Here is an 18,263-nt window from a genome sequence, read left to right on the forward strand (position 1 = left end):
TCACCCATTGAGAGCACACCTGCGTGCTTTGCTGCATATGAGAGGTCAGCTACTGCTGCTTCACCGGCACACATGCTGTATGCGGAGATGAAGGACATACCAACCTGCATAGCCATCCACCTGCTGGTCTGGGCACCATCTGTTACCCTGCTGACCACGGTTGGAATGTGAGCTGCCTGCCAGGTTGTCTTTCCGATGGCTGCCTTTAATTGTTCTGCCTGCTCTGCAGGGAATTCCTTGTTGATATCAATAAGGAACTGCTTGTCGATCTCATCTGCAAGTTCATCGTCACCGGTGAAGATCTTACAGTAACAGTCATCCACAAGTGCGGGGTGGGTCTCGACCATGTGTTCCTGTACCACTGCACCGCCTGGAAGGGCGTGGTTAAGGGTCTCAAGGTAGAAGTTGATTGTCTCTGGTGTGACCTCGATACCCAGTCTCTTCTCAAGGGTCTCGTGGGCTAAGTCTATACCGACGATACAGGTTCTCCTTATGTCATCCCACATCTGCTGCATTGCTGCATTGTTCACGTAGTGCAGGTCGTCGACCTCTACCATCATATCAGTGCCTGATATGAAGGATGGAGTAAGTGCTCTCTGACCGAGTGGTATACCACCGCAGTGCATCATAGGGTTGTAACCGACAAGTCCTCTCTTCTTGGCGAGCTCCTGACCTGCCTTCTTCATTTCAAGTTTCCTTGGGTTCTGTTCTACTCCGAGCCTGTAGTACCTACCAACCATGTCGGTGATCTTGCCACCTTCCATCTTGTTGGAACCGTGCTCTTTTGTGAACTTGATCTCCAAGTCTTTTGCGAACATCTTCTTTCTGTCTGCTACCATTTATGTCACCTCGATTATTCCGGCTTGAATCCGTATTTTGTTCTCTGATCGAACACTCTGTGGACCCATTCAATAACTTCTTTGTCGCCTCTGAAAGCAACGTTGTCCACACGGTAAATGGTTGTCCTCTTTGCTGCTTCCTTTGCAGACATTGGCTTTCCAAGCTCGACCTTCTTGTCTATAGGTCTTCCTACCTGGTCCTTGTGCATCTTTACGATACCGTCTTTCTCGAGCCTTGCTCTGTCCAGCATGTCGAACATTACGCCATCTTCCTGAAGCCTCAGGGAGTGACCGTGCACAGTTGCGCCTCTCAGGCTTGAAAGTGCGGGGTCGAACATCTCTGTCTCTATCTGGAACTTGGCAACCTCTTCCATATCTCTCTCGCGGGCCTCGACGACCTGACGGCCGGAAAGGGTACCTGGGTCCACACCTCTGAACTTTATGGCTGCACCGTAGGACCTGAAGTATGGTACTGATGTACCATTGTACATTGAATCTACGAACTGCACATACCTTACCCTGTCACCGGCCTTGGCGCCTGGGGTTGCTTCGACGGTCTGTCTGATGGAGCACTCTGGCTCACCCATCTCTGCAAGTGGGGGATGTGTGCTGCGGTAGTCGCTGCCTGGTGGGCGGTGTCCGAGGATCATTACAAGATCGTCATCGGAGATCTCCCTGAGCTTTTCCACATCGCCAGACATGTGTTTCCTTCTGTTTGCTGCAACAGATGTTGCACCTGGGTAGTACTGTGGTTTATATGCCATAATCATACACTCCTAACATCTAATGATTTCATTGTGGTTTTCACGGCTTTCACGAGTTCGTTCAACTTTTCCCTTGAACATGATTCGCCTCGTGTAATCCCTGTCACAATTTCCATTACTTTTCCTTTCGTCACAATATCCTTGTCTTTCGGCCTCACAAGCCTTGTCTTCACACCTGCCATTGCAAAATCCTCAAAATCTACGGGAGTCTGACAAACAATAATGGCAGGGACATTCACTTGCTCAAGTATATTCCTTACCTTCTTTAATACATGGTCCCTTACGTTGCCTGTATGTATGACCGCAAGTTTATGCCTTGAGATCTGGGCTACTTCTTCGGGTGATATTCCGAAGGTACCGGAACCCATGTTGGTATCAGGTATACCTGATCCTGTATTCAGCACCAGGACGCTTACCTGTATTTCTTCGCGACGCATACCGTATGTTAGCTCGCATACAGGTTTAGTGATATGCCTTCTTCCGGGACTCATTGCGATCGCAATTACATCGGACCTTCCGGTTTCGGAGAGTGTGCCTCTTTGCGCAAGACCACCGCCTCTTCCAAGACCCATCCCATGTCTGCAGTCAACAACCTGTGTTTCCCGGTCGAACATAACATCACTCCTTTTTGAGGATGCATACCTGGTCTTTCAACTTGCCTTTCGGATCGGTGATCCCGATCATAAGAGGGTCCTGATCAGGCCCGAACCTTGCATAACCTGAAACTGTCTGCCGCCTTAGCATGAAATTACCTTCCCTGAACTCGAAGGGGAACGGGAATAACTTCTCACATATCTCATGCACCTGTTCTTTCACACCAGCATCTGTCACTTCCAGACGGATGCTACCCACACTGACCATTAATTCCACTGTCTTGCCTTCTATTTCTATCAGGCGTCTGGAATCATGTGCCAGAGAGGTTCCCTTTGCAGGACCATATGGTACTGTTCCGGGTAATCTCGGGCCGTGAATGAACAGCCTGACGACTCCTTCCAGATCCAGGACCTCATTAAGGAGAACCTGGGCGGTTTCTGGCCTGAGCAAACGCTGAGGAACTATTTCAAGCTGCAAATGCTTTGTTGTGTCTGAGGACGTATCTGACATCTCTGATTACCTTTGGATACCATGACTAAGGTATTAATGGATTTAGAGGGCTCCTGCAACTGCCTTGATTGGTTCCCTGAATTCTTTCATTGAACCGAACACGTTGCCCACAAGTGCGGATGTCTTCTCTACCGTGAACATCTGGGTACCTGCATCAAGTGAAACTGCTGCACATACACAAGGAATTGCGAATCCTCTGGAGTGCCTGGTAACTACGTGGTTACCGTTGAAGATACCTGGTCCGCCACCGCCGTATATTGAGTGGCTGAAGAAGGAGAATCCGACTGCTGTACCCTGGGCCCTTCCCATGTCACAGCCTGGAAGTCCTGTTTCTTTTTCCAGGATGTCATTGAAGTACAGGATGGTTGAAGAAACGTTCTGTGCTGCTCTTCCTGCACCACAGTTCACCATGGTTGCTGCAAGCAGACCTGCTGCTGCATATGCGTTCCACTTGGAGACATCCTTTGCCTTATAGAAGTTGTATCCGGATGGTGCCTTCTTGTCAACTGCTATGACGCCGTCCTCGATAGCTCTCTCGACTGTGGACTGCACCACAGTACCGATAGTACCGGTCTTGCTGTTCTTGGTAACAAGGTCACATACCATGTTGTTAGCGTTCAGACCCTGGTATGCAAGACCCAGGAGCTGGTGCCTCTCGAACAAGCCCACGGCGTTACCCATCTCGTACATGCTTACGTGCTCGAAGATGGATGAGAGTGCTGCAGCGTTCATGGCCTTCTTACCGGTGATAGCTGCGATGTGGTTGGTAGTGATGTTCCTCAGGGAGTAACCCAGACCTTCGTTGTTCTGTGGGATACTGAGGATGGATGCCACGTTGCTGCCCATCATGTCCATTGTCTGTGGGTAGCTTCCCCAGACCGCTCCCTTAACGATAGGTGCATCGAACATGTCTACTTTGTACATGTCAATGATGGTCTGTACCATAGCTGCAGCGCTTACTGTGCTTGCTGAGACGTAGTCTGCACCTATTGCAGTCCTGAGGGACGGGACCTGCACAAGTAACTGCTTTCCGCCGGCAAGTACCTTTACATTGGTGTCATCATCTGCATTTACTCTGATCAATTTTGCAACAGAGTCTTCGATGGCACTGGCGTTTGCAACGATGTCATATTTAAGCCCTCTTCCAAGGATACGGCGGCCTGCGCCACCCATTTTACCACTGGCAAGAGCATTCTCGATACCTGCAAGGTTAACTGCAACAGTCCTCTTGGTGTCTTTGACGATATTCTGTATGGCTGCGTTTCTTGTTGGCGCAATGTCCATAAGATCGACGCCGCTTTCCAACAGCTTACCTTTGTCGTCGTAAATGTCTATTTTATCAGACACGTATGTTTCCTCCTATTTATTAAGATCCATCATGGAAAAATGTACAGAAAGGCGTTAAGAAAAAATCTGTACTATCGTTAAAGCATACGATATTTTCCATCGGGATTACCCGCTAATTAAGATTAATTAGGTTTTAAACCTTTTGCATCAATGTCCTCTCTGCTTTCAATGTCAGGGCAATGGTTATATATTATAAATTATATAATATATCTCCCTGTTTAATGTTACTAAATGTAGTAATTTTAGAATAATATGTGCACATATATGCTTAAATTTTTCATATTAGATGCTATCAATTGTCTTATTTATATATATTTGCTTTAATTTCTCTTCTTAAGAACGATGCGCTATCAGGTATCACAAAGGTTTAAGTAATACATGTGGCATCACACCATACAAATGGAATTAGTAGCCGATGTTGGTGGTAGTCCGGGCATAGACTGCAATGGGTTCTGCACATATTGTTATTTCAAGAAAGTAAAAGAGATACCGCCCTTTGGGTGTAAATACTGTTTTCCCTTCCAAAAAGGATGTGATTACTGTACCAGAGGTGTGAGAGAAGCATATACTGGTTTTAAGCCCATGCAGTTCGTCCTTCATAGCCTGTCCGATAGTATCAGGTTCAGAGCTAATGAGATCGAGAAAATAACCATTAGCGGAGGAGGAGATATTAGTTGCTACCCACAATTGAGGGAACTGGTATCCATTCTATCTCAGCTCGGAAAACCAATACATCTGGGATACACCAGTGGCAAAGGATTCAATTCTCCTGATGATGCACAATTCTTCATAGAGCATGGTGTTACAGAAGTATCCTTTACTGTATTTTCCACCGACCCCCAGATTCGTGCAGACCATATGCGCGATCCCAATCCCGAAGCATCTCTGCAGGTGCTTAAGGATCTCAGTAAGAATTGCGATGTTTATGCTGCCATCGTGCTCATACCCGGTGTAAATGACGGGGCAGAATTGTGGAAAACACTTGAAGACCTGCAGGAAATGGGAACAAAAGGGGTCATACTCATGCGTTTTGCAAACTGCAGGGAAGAAGGTCTTATCCTGGACAATGGTCCGATCCTCCAAGATATAGAAACACATACTATAGAAGAGTTCCTCAGCATAGTAAGGGAAGCTGCCTCAAGATATGAGATGAGGATAACCGGGACCCCTCTGGAAGATCCATTGATCGGTTGCCCCTTTGCACTGCGCAATGATGAAAAAGCCCTGGAAAAGTTACCGAAAATACGAAAAGAGGCTACGATTATCAGTAGTAATGCAGCTTCTCCAAGACTTGCAGAGATCTTTGCTAAATTAGGAGGCTCTGTGAACGTAGTGCCTGTAGACAAAGACATCGGCTGCTTGATCACCATCGAAGACCTGAAAAGCCTCGAACTGGCAGATGTCAAAGAAACAGTATTGATTCCCGGAAGGGCATTCGTACATGATCCCGAAGCAAAGGCGGCATTATCCAGGGACGGCATGGAAAGGTTCGTGCGCCGTGGCCCGGAGATGCTCAGCTATGATGGTGAAATGTCCATAGGTATGACCCGGGAGGCAGTGATCGCCTTTGAGGTCGAGCAGTTCACTGAGTTGATCAACCAGATCAACGCCTTTGGACTACCGATCACATAAATTCCATTACATGAACTCTGAAAGTCCTGTCTGCTTGGACTTATCGTTCTCGAAAAGAGACTTTATGTCAAGTCCGATGAGTTCTATACGCTGTCGGGTATAAGCTGAAACATTGTAGTGAGCAGCTACTTTTTTCGATACTTCCAGGTACTTCTTTACAGCGCCTTCATGTACTGTCAATATTACACGACCTCCGCATTTCGGACACACTCCTGTAAGCGGAGGTCTGCGGAACTTTTCATCACATTTGACACAACGTGTACTCTGTCTGGAAAAAGCCCTCAGGTTACCGAACAGGTCCGGAAGGAAATGAGAGATCAGAACTCTTTCCGCAACATCCGAAGCATCCACAGCCCTTATCTTATCAGCCAATGCAAGCTGGGCATCCATCTTTTCCACCATGCTCCCAAGTGTCTTATAAGCACTTACAGGAGGTCCCATGGCAATATCCGAAGTATCATGTGTGAACATGAAATAATCATACTGCAACGGAGTACCCAGGCGACCGCTCACAAGGTCCATTTTACTTTCCAGTTCTTTTGGGTTTGTGTAATTTAGCGTAGCTTCGTAGAACTCAAGTGGATAATATGCACACACATCTATATTGTGGGCTTCCTTGTCTACCTCGCTTGGATCTAAGCGGGTGGTAAGTACAAGTGGTGCATCCATCTTTCCACCTCTTCTGTCCGGCAGGTATTCCCTTGAGAAATTTATCAGTCCATCCATGAGCAGCATTACACAATCCTCGTCGCCGTCACAGTTACGCCGCTTAGCCGCATGGAAAAAAGGATGAGCATAACCCACCGCAGCTCTTGTGAACCCTACGAGCCTTCCCAGGACACCTGCGGATGTATGGGGTGCAAGACCCATGACAAGCGTACCCACAAGATCTTCAATGCTTTGAGCATTATAGTAGGGTTCAAGATGATAGTATCTGGTCAGGAGATCGTCTATATACCGGGTGATCCTTAGAAGATATTCAGCACAGTCGTATGAGACAACTATGTCCTGAACCTTGAGGCACACCACCTGATCCCCACTGGTAAGTGGTTTTCCATATATGTCTTCGGAATAACCTATTTCCAGCAGTTTTTCCACATGTATACCCAGCTCATCAGCTCTTATATGTGTCAAAGGTATATCTGACATGTCATATCTCACGGTGCCATCCTTGAACGTATACAGTTCATGCTTGGCACGCAGAATACCCTTTTCAAGAGGTTCAGGGGTCATGTTGCGAGACATCATTTTTTTGACACCTTTGATGGCATCGAGGTTCGACTCACGCTCACCCAGTTTCTCAAAAGCCCGCTGATACATGTTCTTGAAGTCAAGGTTTTGCAGACGAGCACATGTGGTGTTCACGCCACATTTCGGACATGTCTCCTTATTGACCGAAAGGCCACACCGCGGGCAGGAGAGCTTGGGGATGGTAAATTCACCGCATTCGCATCTGAATTCGTATGAGTCCATTCGACATGCAGGACATATCCTTGAGCCGATTTCCACCCTTATAAGCCCTACTTTTCCATTTACAGATTCTTTGTAACTGGCAGCATCCTCGAGTTTGCGGGTATTTCCACCGGTCTCACCGATAGGAAACAGTACATGTGGTGCTGGCGACATCATTCTCTTATCAGATTTCTCGGGTCTTCCCATACGGGCACCTATTCTTGTAGGAGCACGTGCCCGTACAAGCAGTCCACTAACCTTATTGACAGCATCAAGCGCATTCTCTGCTTCAATACAGGTCCAATTTCGGTGAAGGTCTGTTCCTATTCCCAGGCATCTGAGCAGTGGAAGGGGCTGCAAGATCAAGATGTTGCCTTCAAGGACCCTGTGCAAGATCAACATGTTCTCAAGGAGGGTCTTGATCCCACTATCAAAGGTTGGTCTGAAGGGTAACGATAACACAGTATATGTCTCATCCAAAGAACCATGTTCCTCAATGAACTCTGCCAGCCTTATAAATTCATTTGTAGTTATATCGTGCCATAAGTAAGTAAAATCCGGATGAAGAGGAACACTATATTTCTCACACACCTCCAGGGCAAGTTCCTGGGGAGGATGCTTCAGTTCTGGCCTAACGGATCCATCTTCGTCAGTAGCAAGAGAATAATCCTGTATCCACCATTCAAAACAATATGGAGAAGGAACTAATACGTGGTTGTTCTCAAGGAAGTCGCCGTAATTGATCAATATCTCTCCGATATCGATAATATACTCCACTTCTTTGTGCAGGAGACGTGCCTCTTCCAAATCGTCTATCCTGACAACATCCCCTGATCTTAGCCTTACCGTGGGACCTTCAATAGAATCCACAGGAGCCATGCCTGCAGCTTTGCCAGGCCTTTCAACTTTAAGCTGGGTTCCGGGAGCAATGAAATCATCCAGGATGACCATGCTGGCAGGACTGATACCAGCAGCAGCAAATGAAGTATTGCGGGACCGTCCATACCTTAACCTGAACCCTCCATGTCTGGACGGATGGGAAAAAACGGGTCTTCCGGCTATAAGGTCTCTAAGATACTTGTCCTTAGGCTTTACACCTGCGGTTTTTTCATCTTCTTCATCGCCACTGTTCTTTGCACCTGCTATGAGCGTTTCCAGCCAATCCCACCCGTCCATCTGTAGCTTTTTTACGTGTTTAAGGACCTTCGGGGCTTTCAGGGCAAGACCCTCTGCCAGCACAAGAGCCATCCCTCCTCTAACACGGTTTGTTTCTATTCTCTCCAGATTCCTGTGTCCTTCCACTTCTTCTTCTTCTGTTGGCTCCCCATCTATACAGATGGGACAATTCTCTACTATCAGCTTGATCTCCGATTCTGAAGGTGTATATTGTAAGTTTGCCACCCTTCTGTAGAGCAGGATCTCTTCCACATATCGTTCCACTTCTTCTTTACGTGGTTTGTATCTGTCAATGCCCACACCTCTGCGCACATAATCTCCCACGAGTACAGAAAGAGCCTGGGCGGTACCGCCGGCACTACGTATGGGACCGGCATACAAGATACGGATGTACTCACTGCCATCATCGTTCTTCCCCAGGTCCACCCTGTCAATACCTTCAATTGGTGCTGCAACCACACCTTCCGTAAGCATTGCCATGGATACGCGGATAGCTGCTTCTATAGCTTTTTTCCTGTCATCGATATTACCAACAGCACCCATAGCCACATCCCTGCCAAGAGCAAGGGCAGCCTCTTCACGAGACATAGTTTTTTCCAGTTCCCTTATATGTTGAGCTACACCTTTTACTCCTATGAGATTCTCTACTCTGTCAGCCAGGTCCTTGGCAAGTGGTATCTCTACAAAGGGCTTTGGATCACGACCTCGTTTTCTGGCCTCATTGGAAATATCCATCTCATGTTTTAGCTTTGCATCAAGCCAGTGGAAGTACTCCCACATCGAGTCGCTTGCAATTATCTCTCCCATCCGGAAAACCTCAAAGTGAGTACATGTAAAGGAAAATGATACGGGTCGTTCACAGCAATACTCTTAATCACGCCACGATATAAAAAGCAATCTCATCTTGGTCAGATAACATATTTCATATGTAGAACTGGTCAACAAATTGTTCTCTATCACACGAACAAGGTTATATATCATAAACAGAAAAGTATAATACACCTATTAATGGGAATTCTAAAAAGGGGGTTTATTATGAAGAAGATCTTATTCATTTTATTGATTCTGTCTTTCATTACAATGAGCACTGCAAGTGCAGAACTTTTCAACGACCTGGATAGAGCTGTTACGGAATACAATGCCTACTATGAACAACTTCCCAGTCCTATTAAGATCCTCCTTGGCAATGAAAGGATCCTGGCCAACATTACATTGAACGATGGGAGTGAACTGAACGTATATTTTGTCACAGAGAATGGCAGGGTGGATGAATTTGAAAAGGTCGAACAGGTAGAAGACTACGAGCCGACCGTGATAATAACTGCCGATGAAGACACTGTCATAAGCCTTATAACGACCACAGACCCGCTTTCTGTCTATGAAGAAGCTCGTGAAAGTGGAACTCTCGTCATTGATCCTATAGGTCTTGTCAGCAGTGCCAAGTTCCTGGTCTATGACAATGTGCTTGAACCAGGTTGGAACATGATTAAAAGATTTTAACAATTCACTAGACGAATATGAATAAGCCGCTTATGAAGTGGCTTATTTCTTTTTAAGGCTGCTATTCTGTTGTTTGGCTGATCTATATCCATCTTTACAGGACCAATAGATCTGTCTGATCGTGGGAAAATCCGCGCAAAAAAGATAAACAATGGAAAATGATAGAAAGTCCTCATGAGTGCGATCGAGATAACTGGCCTGACAAAAAGTTTTGGCACCCTTACAGCAGTCGGTGAAATGGACCTTTCCATCGACCGTGAGATCTTCGGTCTTCTCGGACCGAATGGTTCCGGAAAGACAACAACTGTCAGGATGCTGACAACAATTCTCTCCCCAACTTCCGGAGATGCGTCTGTCTGTGGTCACTCAATTACCAAAGAGCCACGGAAGGTAAGGGATAAAATAAGCTATGTACCCCAGGACATGGCGGTGGATGCAAAACTAACAGGTCGGGAGAATGTTATCTTCTTCGCAAAGCTCTACGGTGTAAAACGACCACATGACATAGCTGACGAAGCTCTTGCAAAGATGGAACTCAGCGACCGTGCGGATGATCTTGCAAGGACTTATTCAGGCGGGATGCGCAGAAGGCTTGAACTTGCACAGGCACTTGTCCATGATCCGGAAGTGCTTTTCCTTGACGAGCCAACTATAGGGCTTGATGTTGCAGGAAGGAAAAAGATATGGGAGCATATCATTGATCTGAAAAATAATGGGATGACAGTTTTTGTGACAACCCACTATATGGACGAAGCTGATTATGCCTGCGACAGGGTAGGCATCATCGATCATGGTGTCGTGGTCGCTAATGACTCACCGGAGGCACTTAAAGCCCATTGTTGTAATGATATTGTTGCCATCAGGGCGGATGGTGAATATCGCGGTATTCTTATAGAAGGTGTTAAGTTCCTCGGGCAAAATGGAGATGAGCTAAGATTTGAGACCACTTCCGGGGGAGAAACTGGCTTTGATCTTACTCGTGCACTCACCGATTCCGGAATGAAAATAAAGTCCTTTGCTATACGGCAGCCTACTCTGGATGATGTTTTCCTGTCCCATGTTGCCGAGCAGGAAGAAACGGGTGCGTTCGACTACCATAGATTCAGGACAATGCTCAGGAGGAGAAGATGATCCAGACCCTTTATTATCTTGAACGGGATTTCAGGCGCTGGGTCCGTGGAAGGATTAATGTTGTCTCTGCACTTGTAATGCCTGCAGCATGGCTCATATTTGTCGGCCTCGCTCTTCCCATCCGGTTCACTGATAACTATCTTGATTTTATCACACCGGGTATCCTTGTGCTGACCATGCTTGGTGCTTCCCTCCAGGGAGGAGCTCTCCTAATGTTCGATAAAGTTCTGGGATTCCTCCCCAAGTTTCTTGCTATGCCTGCCCCGCGGGAAAGCATTCTGTTTGGTAAGATCCTTTTCATAACCCTGCGGGGATTGATACAGTCAACGGTTATTCTTATCATCGCAGTGATACTGGGAGCACACTTCCTGGATTTTTTGCTCCTTATCCAGACATACCTGATCCTTATGATCTTTGGGATCCTGCTCTCCTCAGTAATGACCACAGTTGCACTTTCCCTTGAAGACCACGATTCATACTCAGCATTCAATGCCATGGTATCTATGCCGCTTTTCTTCACAAGCAGTGCGCTGATGCCCTATGATCAGATGCCAGGATGGCTTGCTGCGATCGCCAGGCTTAATCCTGTGAGCTATGCCATCGATGGTGTTCGGGAAGTACAGGCAGGGATCTTCCCCGCCAGCACCTTCCTGGGATTGATGATCGGTGCCTTCATTGTACTTGCTGTCAGCATATCCGTGTTCAGGAAAGCGACAGTATAATGCTTATTGTGGATGACCGGACACTGATCAAAGAGGTAGTATTCCAGGTGGTCTATGATATTGCAAGCAGTTTTGAGTGAAAACTTTCTAAGCGGTGTGATTCAGTTCATAAATATAAAAGTTATATCGCTTTGCCTAACTGAAGTTCACCAATATCGGATCTCAGGATTTCCATTTCATTTTTCATGTTTTCCAATAATATACCTGTCTTCGTATGATCAAATTCTGCTGTGGTTTCCATCTCTTTTGCCAGTTCTGCTAAAGTAATAAAACCGACATTAAGGGCAGCTCCTTGGATCTGATGTGCATATCTTTTTATAGCTTGCATATTGCTTTCTGAAAAGGCATTTGTCATATTCTCAAGGCTTCTGGGAAATGAATCGAAAGCTGTGGCCAACAGGTTATTAAAAAGATCTTTGTCGCCTTCAACATTGTATGTCAATATTTCCCTATCAAAATGCACAAGTCTATCAGTTTTATTCTTATATTGCTCAGTTAGTTCTACCTCATCTGTATATTTTTTATCGCCTAGTTCTTCAGAGCAGGTGAGTTTGAACAGCCATCTTTGTAAAACACATTGGATCTTACCTGCTATGACCGGCTTTGTGATATAATCGTCCATGCCTGCTTGTCTGCAGCGTTCCAGCTCACCTTTCACAGTACCTGCGGTAAGAGCAATTACAGGTGTATGGTTATTGCTATCTTTTTCAAGCTTTCGGATAGCCATAGCAGCCTCATATCCACTCATTTGCGGCATCTGAATATCCATAAATACCAGGTCAGGTTTATTTTCCCTGAATAACTGGATAGCTTCTTTTCCATCTTTTGCTTTCAGAACGATCGCTGTGGGTAAAGATCGTGATACAATGGCCGAAGCAAGCATAATATTGGTTTCATTATCGTCGGCGATCAAAATCGAGTAATTTCTATTTTGTGGATGAATTGCTGATGAAAGGTCCATATTTGATACATGTTCCTTATGCGTAGCTTCAAAGGAACCAAAGTGATCGATCACTTCTAATAACTGTGTTATTTTTACCGGTTTTATCAGACAGTAGCGGATACCAAGTCTTTCTAACTCTGCATGGATATATGGACCATCGTCCGAGTTATACAAAAAGACTATCTTTTGGTCATCAAAAGAAACATGAGGAATTTCACGGAAACTGCGGATAAGTTCAAGGCCATCCGTGTGAGGCATGTGGTGATCAACAATGACCATATCGTACTTTGTCAGTTCGCTGACCAATTCCAATGCTTCTGCTGCACCAGTTGCAATATCTGCATTGATACCCTTCATTTGCAGCATGCTTTGCAAGATGGAACAGTTAATAGTATTATCATCCACTATGAGCGCATTATGAATGCTTATATCTTCACTCTCCACTGGTTCACATCTTTCTGACGGCAGACTGACAGTAAAGTAAAATGTGGTACCTTTCCCAGGTTCACTCTCAAGTTCAAGCAGGGAATCCATTTTATGAAGTAATCTGTTAGAAATTGCCAGTCCAAGTCCCGTCCCGCCGAATCTGCGAGTGATAGAGTCGTCTGCCTGTGAAAATGATTGGAATATCTTACTATGGCTTTCCTTTGGGATCCCGATCCCGGTATCACGTACTGAGAATGTGAAATTTGTCCTATTTGGTTTGTCTGCACTTTGAGAAGCCACTATTTTCATTTCAACTTCTCCCATCTCAGTGAATTTTATGGCATTTCCCAGCAGGTTTATCAGTACTTGCCTCAATCTCAACCTGTCGGCAACTACATAACGAGGCAGATCCGGTGATATATTCAATAATAATTCTAAGTGTTTCTCATGAGCCTTATATTTCACAATATCTGTGATCTGCTCACTCAATTCTATCAGATCTGTTCTTTCAGGATAAAGTTCTAATTTACCAGCTTCTATTTTCGAGAAATCGAGCACATCATTGATCAGGTCCAGCAATGAATTGGCTGATGTATAAACTGTTTTTACATACTGTGATTGTGAATCCGTAAGGTCCGTTTGCATTAGCAGATCAGAAAAGCCGATCACTCCATTAAGGGGTGTTCTAAGTTCATGACTCATGCTGGCAAGGAACTCGCTCTTTGCATTATTAGCCCGTTCGGCCTGATCTGCCATGTCGTTAGCGTGGGCGATAGCTTCTTCGAGCCGGAGGTTGGTCTTAACCAGTTCTTCTTCTGCCTGCTTCCGTTCGGTGATGTTGCTCATGCATATCATTTGCCCTCTCTTGTCATTGTGTTCATCATAGAGCGGCAAAAGATCTATGTTGAACCAGAGGACTTTCTCTCCAGCCTTTCTTTTGACTTCCATGTTACATCTACTGTTTTGTTCAAGTCCAAGATCAAAGAGCTCTGGCCATGAATTCAATACCTCTGATGCCTGTTTGCCAATATCTTTTGATTGGATCCCAAGATACACGACAGCTGGATTGTTGTAGTCCATGATCCGGGAACATTCATCAAAAACAACAACACCTTCCGGCACATTTTCAAACAGGAAACTACGTGCCAACGGGGCCAGATCGAACAATCCATAACGAGTAAGTCCTACGAATATCAGGAATTCACTGATAGTAAAAGAAAAAGGAGTCGGATCCAAACCCCATGAAATTATTCCGAAGAGGTATATCAATAACACAAAAAAGGGGACGAGGCCCCCAATAATTATGATCGTGATCTGTTTACGAAAGGCTGAGGAAGCTTCTAACCACATATTTAAAAGAATCGCATTGCTCAGGAGAATACATGTAATACTGTAAGATTGCTGGACCCAGTACCATGTTCCATGCTCAAAGATCAGAACCGGAAAAATGCTTTCATTGTTCATGCTTACGCCTGAGTAATACAGCTGATGCGTCTCATTAGTAAAAACAAGGAGCAGTGTGACCAAAGGCACAATGAGGATAATAGTGAGGTGATAGATCGTCAGCATTTTTTTCTTACCGCTATAACTAATGGTAAAAAGAAGAAAAAGAGCCGGTATCCAGGAAATACCGATGTATTCCAGCCTATAGAACATGAGAGCATCATTGATCGTTGTCGAAGATATTTCCAATGCATAAAAGAGAGAGTAGACCGCACTGCAAAGCAGAAGCAATGAAAAATAGGATGCACCTCGGGATGTTTTGAGCTTATTGGTGTACAATGCAATGATGCTTAATACCAGCCATGAAGCTATTAGGGGAAGAGCATATGGATTTAAATACATCGCGGCTTATTATATATATCTATTTATATATAATATCTGCTACTAACTTATTAAATCTTTAATGCTTCCTCCATATTTTATACAATTTTATTGATGTTTATGGCCATCACATTGTGGATGAACTGTGAAAAAGAGAATTTAAAGGGAAAAAGAGTTATTAAGTAAATATTTAATTGAAACTGTCAGGATCACTTCAACTTCTTAAGTGAACGGCGAGCCATCAGGCTCGATGACATCGTATAGAGGAAAATGACGATGCCTGTCCATAGCAATGGATTTCCAAGTGTATCTTTTCCCAGATACGACAATGCGAGGCCTATGGACAAAATAATGACATTTATCCTGGTAAGCTTTTTATTTGTTTTGAGTATTGCAATGTATCGTTGTTTTGCCTGTAATTGATCTTTTTTGTACCCTTTCATAAACACACCTATAGTTTTATTATCATTTCTGAGGCTTTCCTCAGCCTGTTCATTACAGCTGCACCCACACCTTCGTGAGTAAAAGAACCATCTGCAAGTATAATATTCACTCCTCTCTCGTCCAAAGAACGTAAACCCAGAAACAGATTTCGGGCTACTTCTTCAGGTTCGTCTTTACTGCCAAGATAGACAATATCATTTGTAAGAGAAGAAAGACCGGTGCTTGTGACAAGCAAGCCCACTCTGGCTCCCCTGCAGGTAAAATCAGCATACATTTCACTGATCTTATTTAACACAAGATTATGAGGTCCTTCCAGAAGCAGAACAGTTGCACTGGGAGAATAATGAGTATATTTCATACCCGGTGACCTCACAACATCCGTAACATCTGTCACATGGTCGCTGTACCCTATGTCAACCTCTCCAATGATCTCTTCTATTTTCTGTTCAGAGACGTAGCCTGGTCGTAGCACAGCAGGTTTTCCTCCACTCATATCAATAACTGTAGACTCCACACCTATACATGTGCTTCCGGCATCTATTACAGCATCTATCCTTCCTTCCAGATCATGCAACACATGGGCTGCGCTTGTAGGACTTGGACGACCTGAAATATTAGCGCTGGGTGCTGCTATGGGTTTATCAGATATTCGTATCAGTTCCCGTGCAACTACATCAGCAGGCATCCGTACAGCAACCGTATCCAGTCCACCGGTAGTGATATCTGGAACAATGGCAGTCCTTTTGAGGATAAGTGTCAATGGACCAGGCCAGAAAGCCTCTATGAGGGAGAGGGCTTTCGGAGGGATCTCTATAACTAATTGCTCTACTTGTTCCACAGATGCCACATGTACGATAAGCGGATTGTCTGCCGGGCGACCTTTCGCATGGAATATCCTGTTAACAGCTATTGGATCAAGCGCATTGGCCCCCAGTCCATATACTGTTTCCGTAGGGATGGCAACAGTGCCACCTCTTCGGATAATTTCGGCACATTCCCTGATAACATCTGAGAAGTTCTCAGAAGTTATTTTGAAAACTTTTGTCTGGTGATTCATTACTCGATCATATCACATGCCATTGTTCAAGGCAGCTTGTAGTTCTGCATGGCTTTTTCCATATTCTTCCAGGGAAGTACCGGCAAGAACTGCATCAATGGCCTGCCTGCAAGCCCTTGCATCGGAAACTGTACCTATTGGATGTGTATGTATTGCACTGCCAAATTCTATTATGACATCTTTGCCGAAGATCTTCATAAGTTCCGGTATCAATGCAGGTTCTGATCCACTTGAAACAACAGGGAACGTGGGCCTGATCCCATCCCAGTTCTGGGAAAGGATATGCATTTTTTCATTTGATTTTACTTTATCCATGACGCAACAATCATGTAGTGCCATTAACTCTTTTTTGTTTTCATGGACCTTGTCAGCAATATTGCCTATGTACAACTGATCAAGTCCTACAAGACGTGCAAGCTTGGTTATCAGATATAAGCTGATACCGTGTTCACCCACTCGGGTAAAGGCAGCATGGCTCATACTATGTGCATGTATCGCAAGTCCAAGTTCTTCAGTGACATCGCGCAATGTCTGTAGGGAGCTCCAGCCAGTGGAAATTGTATCGATCATTACATAATGTCCACCTATATTGCTTATAAAATTTGCTCTCCTTATCATTTCTTCGCATGTGGGAGCAGTGATGTTGCACATATACATCTTTCGCTCACCCGTTTTTTCTTCTGCATCGTCCCGGGCCTTGAATGTAAGTTCAACCCTCTTCTCGAACCTGTTGAATTTCTGATCGGTCAGGTTCTCATCGTCTTTCACCAGATCACAGCCTCCTACAAAAGACTGGTATGCTACATTTGCATGTGTTGCCGGATCAAGTCCAATCTTTGGTTTTACTGTAGAGATCACTAAAGGACGGTCATAAACACCGGCAAGTTCCCTTATTCCCCCTATACCATACTTAGGTCCCCATAATTCGCTCACCGGATCTGCCGGAAAAGTCATATCATGCAACTTTAGTCTGGTCATCATTTTGCTATTGAAAATGTTGCCTGCAACCGTACTGATAATCTGGGAAACAGAGCAAAACTCGAACAGATCCTGAGGATAGGAAACTCTTACGATATGCTTTTTCTTATTAATGTAGAATACATGGGGTTTTAATTTCTCTGCAAGTTTTGGGCTTAAGTGAGAAATATCACTCCATCCACCAATGGAACATTCGCCAGCCATATGATTGCAGGCTTCCTCAAAACTAATTCCCGAAGCTGGTTCCAGATGATATTCGCATACAAAATCTGTTTCATCCGGAGTATATCCGATATCAATGTACTCTTTTAACATACCTATCTTCCCTTCATATACGGAACAACGAAAAATAATAACTAATACAAAGTACCACTCAGAGTAGGGAATTGTGACCCATCTCATAATATAGGAGAGGTTCTCAAATAAGCATTGTGTTAGACCGTTAACATGTACCTTAAAAATATTGTAGAGAATTGATCCTTAGGTTTAAAGCGCAAAGTATAAGGTAAGATGAACAGTTTTCTGCGAAGAGAAAGTATATATATCATTACTTCGTATGAAGGGCAAGTGAGCGGGTACAACATTTTTAACCCCACTCCCACACTAACCCCCACTCCCCAACCCGCTCACATGATTATAATGCAGGGGGTTTCTTAACCGTGTGGTTCCATTGTATCCCATTGTAGTGTAGTTGGATCAAAATAGACTATCACGGCTTTATTATAATCATTGGATGGATCTATAAAAATGGAAATGTGATGGGTCAGTAAAAAAATAAAAAGGTTTTTATTTTTTGCACCTCTCACATGCTTTTCCATATTCATCGATAACGGATTCTTTACACAGGCCGACTCCATGTCTGTGAGCTGCCCTTGTGATCATGTGAGCTGCTATAGGAGCTGTCAGAAGTAAGAATAGACCCAC

The 18,263-nt window shown here is 44.7% G+C and carries 13 protein-coding genes and 1 pseudogene; 4 read left to right on the forward strand and 10 right to left on the reverse strand.

Going from position 1 to position 18,263, the window contains the following annotated elements; all coding sequences use genetic code 11:
* The 5 genes and pseudogenes from ACCM36_RS00485 to mcrB form a co-directional block, all read right to left on the reverse strand.
* Positions 1-839: pseudogene (locus tag ACCM36_RS00485) on the reverse strand (methyl-coenzyme M reductase subunit alpha); the annotation flags it as partial.
* Positions 840-853: 14 nt separating this feature from the next.
* A complete protein-coding gene (mcrG, locus tag ACCM36_RS00490) occupies positions 854-1,603 on the reverse strand; it encodes a coenzyme-B sulfoethylthiotransferase subunit gamma (protein WP_370571734.1) in 750 nt (249 codons plus the stop codon).
* A 2-nt stretch (positions 1,604-1,605) separates the two neighbouring features.
* A complete protein-coding gene (mcrC, locus tag ACCM36_RS00495; RefSeq protein WP_370571735.1) occupies positions 1,606-2,217 on the reverse strand; it encodes a methyl-coenzyme M reductase I operon protein C in 612 nt (203 codons plus the stop codon).
* 4 nt (positions 2,218-2,221) lie between these two features.
* Positions 2,222-2,707: a methyl-coenzyme M reductase operon protein D gene (gene mcrD, locus ACCM36_RS00500; RefSeq protein ID WP_370571736.1), complete on the reverse strand. Its 486-nt coding sequence runs from the start codon at positions 2,705-2,707 to the stop codon at positions 2,222-2,224.
* Between the two features lie 42 nt (positions 2,708-2,749).
* Positions 2,750-4,054 carry a coenzyme-B sulfoethylthiotransferase subunit beta gene (gene mcrB / locus ACCM36_RS00505; RefSeq protein WP_370571737.1) on the reverse strand — a complete coding sequence of 435 codons (1,305 nt, stop codon included), beginning with the start codon at positions 4,052-4,054 and terminating at the stop codon, positions 2,750-2,752.
* Between the two features lie 399 nt (positions 4,055-4,453).
* On the opposite strand from mcrB, the gene mmp10 reads away from it, so the two are divergent.
* Positions 4,454-5,686 carry a methyl coenzyme M reductase-arginine methyltransferase Mmp10 gene (mmp10, locus tag ACCM36_RS00510; protein ID WP_370571738.1) on the forward strand — a complete coding sequence of 411 codons (1,233 nt, stop codon included), beginning with the start codon at positions 4,454-4,456 and terminating at the stop codon, positions 5,684-5,686.
* Between the two features lie 6 nt (positions 5,687-5,692).
* Here mmp10 and ACCM36_RS00515 read toward each other — a convergent pair whose 3' ends face one another.
* Entirely contained in the window at positions 5,693-9,121 is a 3,429-nt protein-coding gene (locus ACCM36_RS00515) for a DNA polymerase II large subunit (protein ID WP_370571739.1), read from the reverse strand.
* Positions 9,122-9,349: 228 nt separating this feature from the next.
* Between ACCM36_RS00515 and ACCM36_RS00520 the strand changes: the two genes are divergently transcribed.
* The 3 genes from ACCM36_RS00520 (at position 9,350) to ACCM36_RS00530 (ending at position 11,667) form a co-directional block, all read left to right on the forward strand.
* Positions 9,350-9,814 carry a hypothetical protein gene (locus ACCM36_RS00520; protein ID WP_370571740.1) on the forward strand — a complete coding sequence of 155 codons (465 nt, stop codon included), beginning with the start codon at positions 9,350-9,352 and terminating at the stop codon, positions 9,812-9,814.
* Positions 9,815-9,988: 174 nt separating this feature from the next.
* On the forward strand, positions 9,989-10,945 hold the full coding sequence (locus tag ACCM36_RS00525; RefSeq protein ID WP_370571741.1) for an ATP-binding cassette domain-containing protein: 957 nt from the start codon (positions 9,989-9,991) through the stop codon (positions 10,943-10,945).
* On the forward strand, positions 10,942-11,667 hold the full coding sequence (locus ACCM36_RS00530; protein WP_370571742.1) for an ABC transporter permease: 726 nt from the start codon (positions 10,942-10,944) through the stop codon (positions 11,665-11,667). The genes ACCM36_RS00525 and ACCM36_RS00530 overlap by 4 nt, the downstream gene beginning before the upstream one ends.
* A 121-nt stretch (positions 11,668-11,788) precedes the next feature.
* Here the strand turns inward: ACCM36_RS00530 and ACCM36_RS00535 are convergent, their stop codons facing one another.
* The 4 genes from ACCM36_RS00535 to ACCM36_RS00550 all read right to left on the reverse strand — a co-directional run bounded on the left by ACCM36_RS00535 (position 11,789) and on the right by ACCM36_RS00550 (position 17,654).
* Positions 11,789-14,881: a histidine kinase N-terminal 7TM domain-containing protein gene (locus ACCM36_RS00535; protein ID WP_370571743.1), complete on the reverse strand. Its 3,093-nt coding sequence runs from the start codon at positions 14,879-14,881 to the stop codon at positions 11,789-11,791.
* 188 nt (positions 14,882-15,069) lie between these two features.
* Positions 15,070-15,303 carry a hypothetical protein gene (locus ACCM36_RS00540; protein WP_370571744.1) on the reverse strand — a complete coding sequence of 78 codons (234 nt, stop codon included), beginning with the start codon at positions 15,301-15,303 and terminating at the stop codon, positions 15,070-15,072.
* An 8-nt stretch (positions 15,304-15,311) separates the two neighbouring features.
* Complete coding sequence (locus ACCM36_RS00545; protein ID WP_370571745.1) at positions 15,312-16,361, reverse strand: L-threonylcarbamoyladenylate synthase; 1,050 nt, start codon at positions 16,359-16,361, stop codon at positions 15,312-15,314.
* 12 nt (positions 16,362-16,373) lie between these two features.
* A complete protein-coding gene (locus tag ACCM36_RS00550) occupies positions 16,374-17,654 on the reverse strand; it encodes a ribulose-bisphosphate carboxylase large subunit (RefSeq protein WP_370571746.1) in 1,281 nt (426 codons plus the stop codon).
* Positions 17,655-18,263: the final 609 nt, after the last annotated feature.

Source organism: Methanomethylovorans sp. (genome assembly GCF_041305605.1).
Classification (GTDB): domain Archaea; phylum Halobacteriota; class Methanosarcinia; order Methanosarcinales; family Methanosarcinaceae; genus Methanomethylovorans.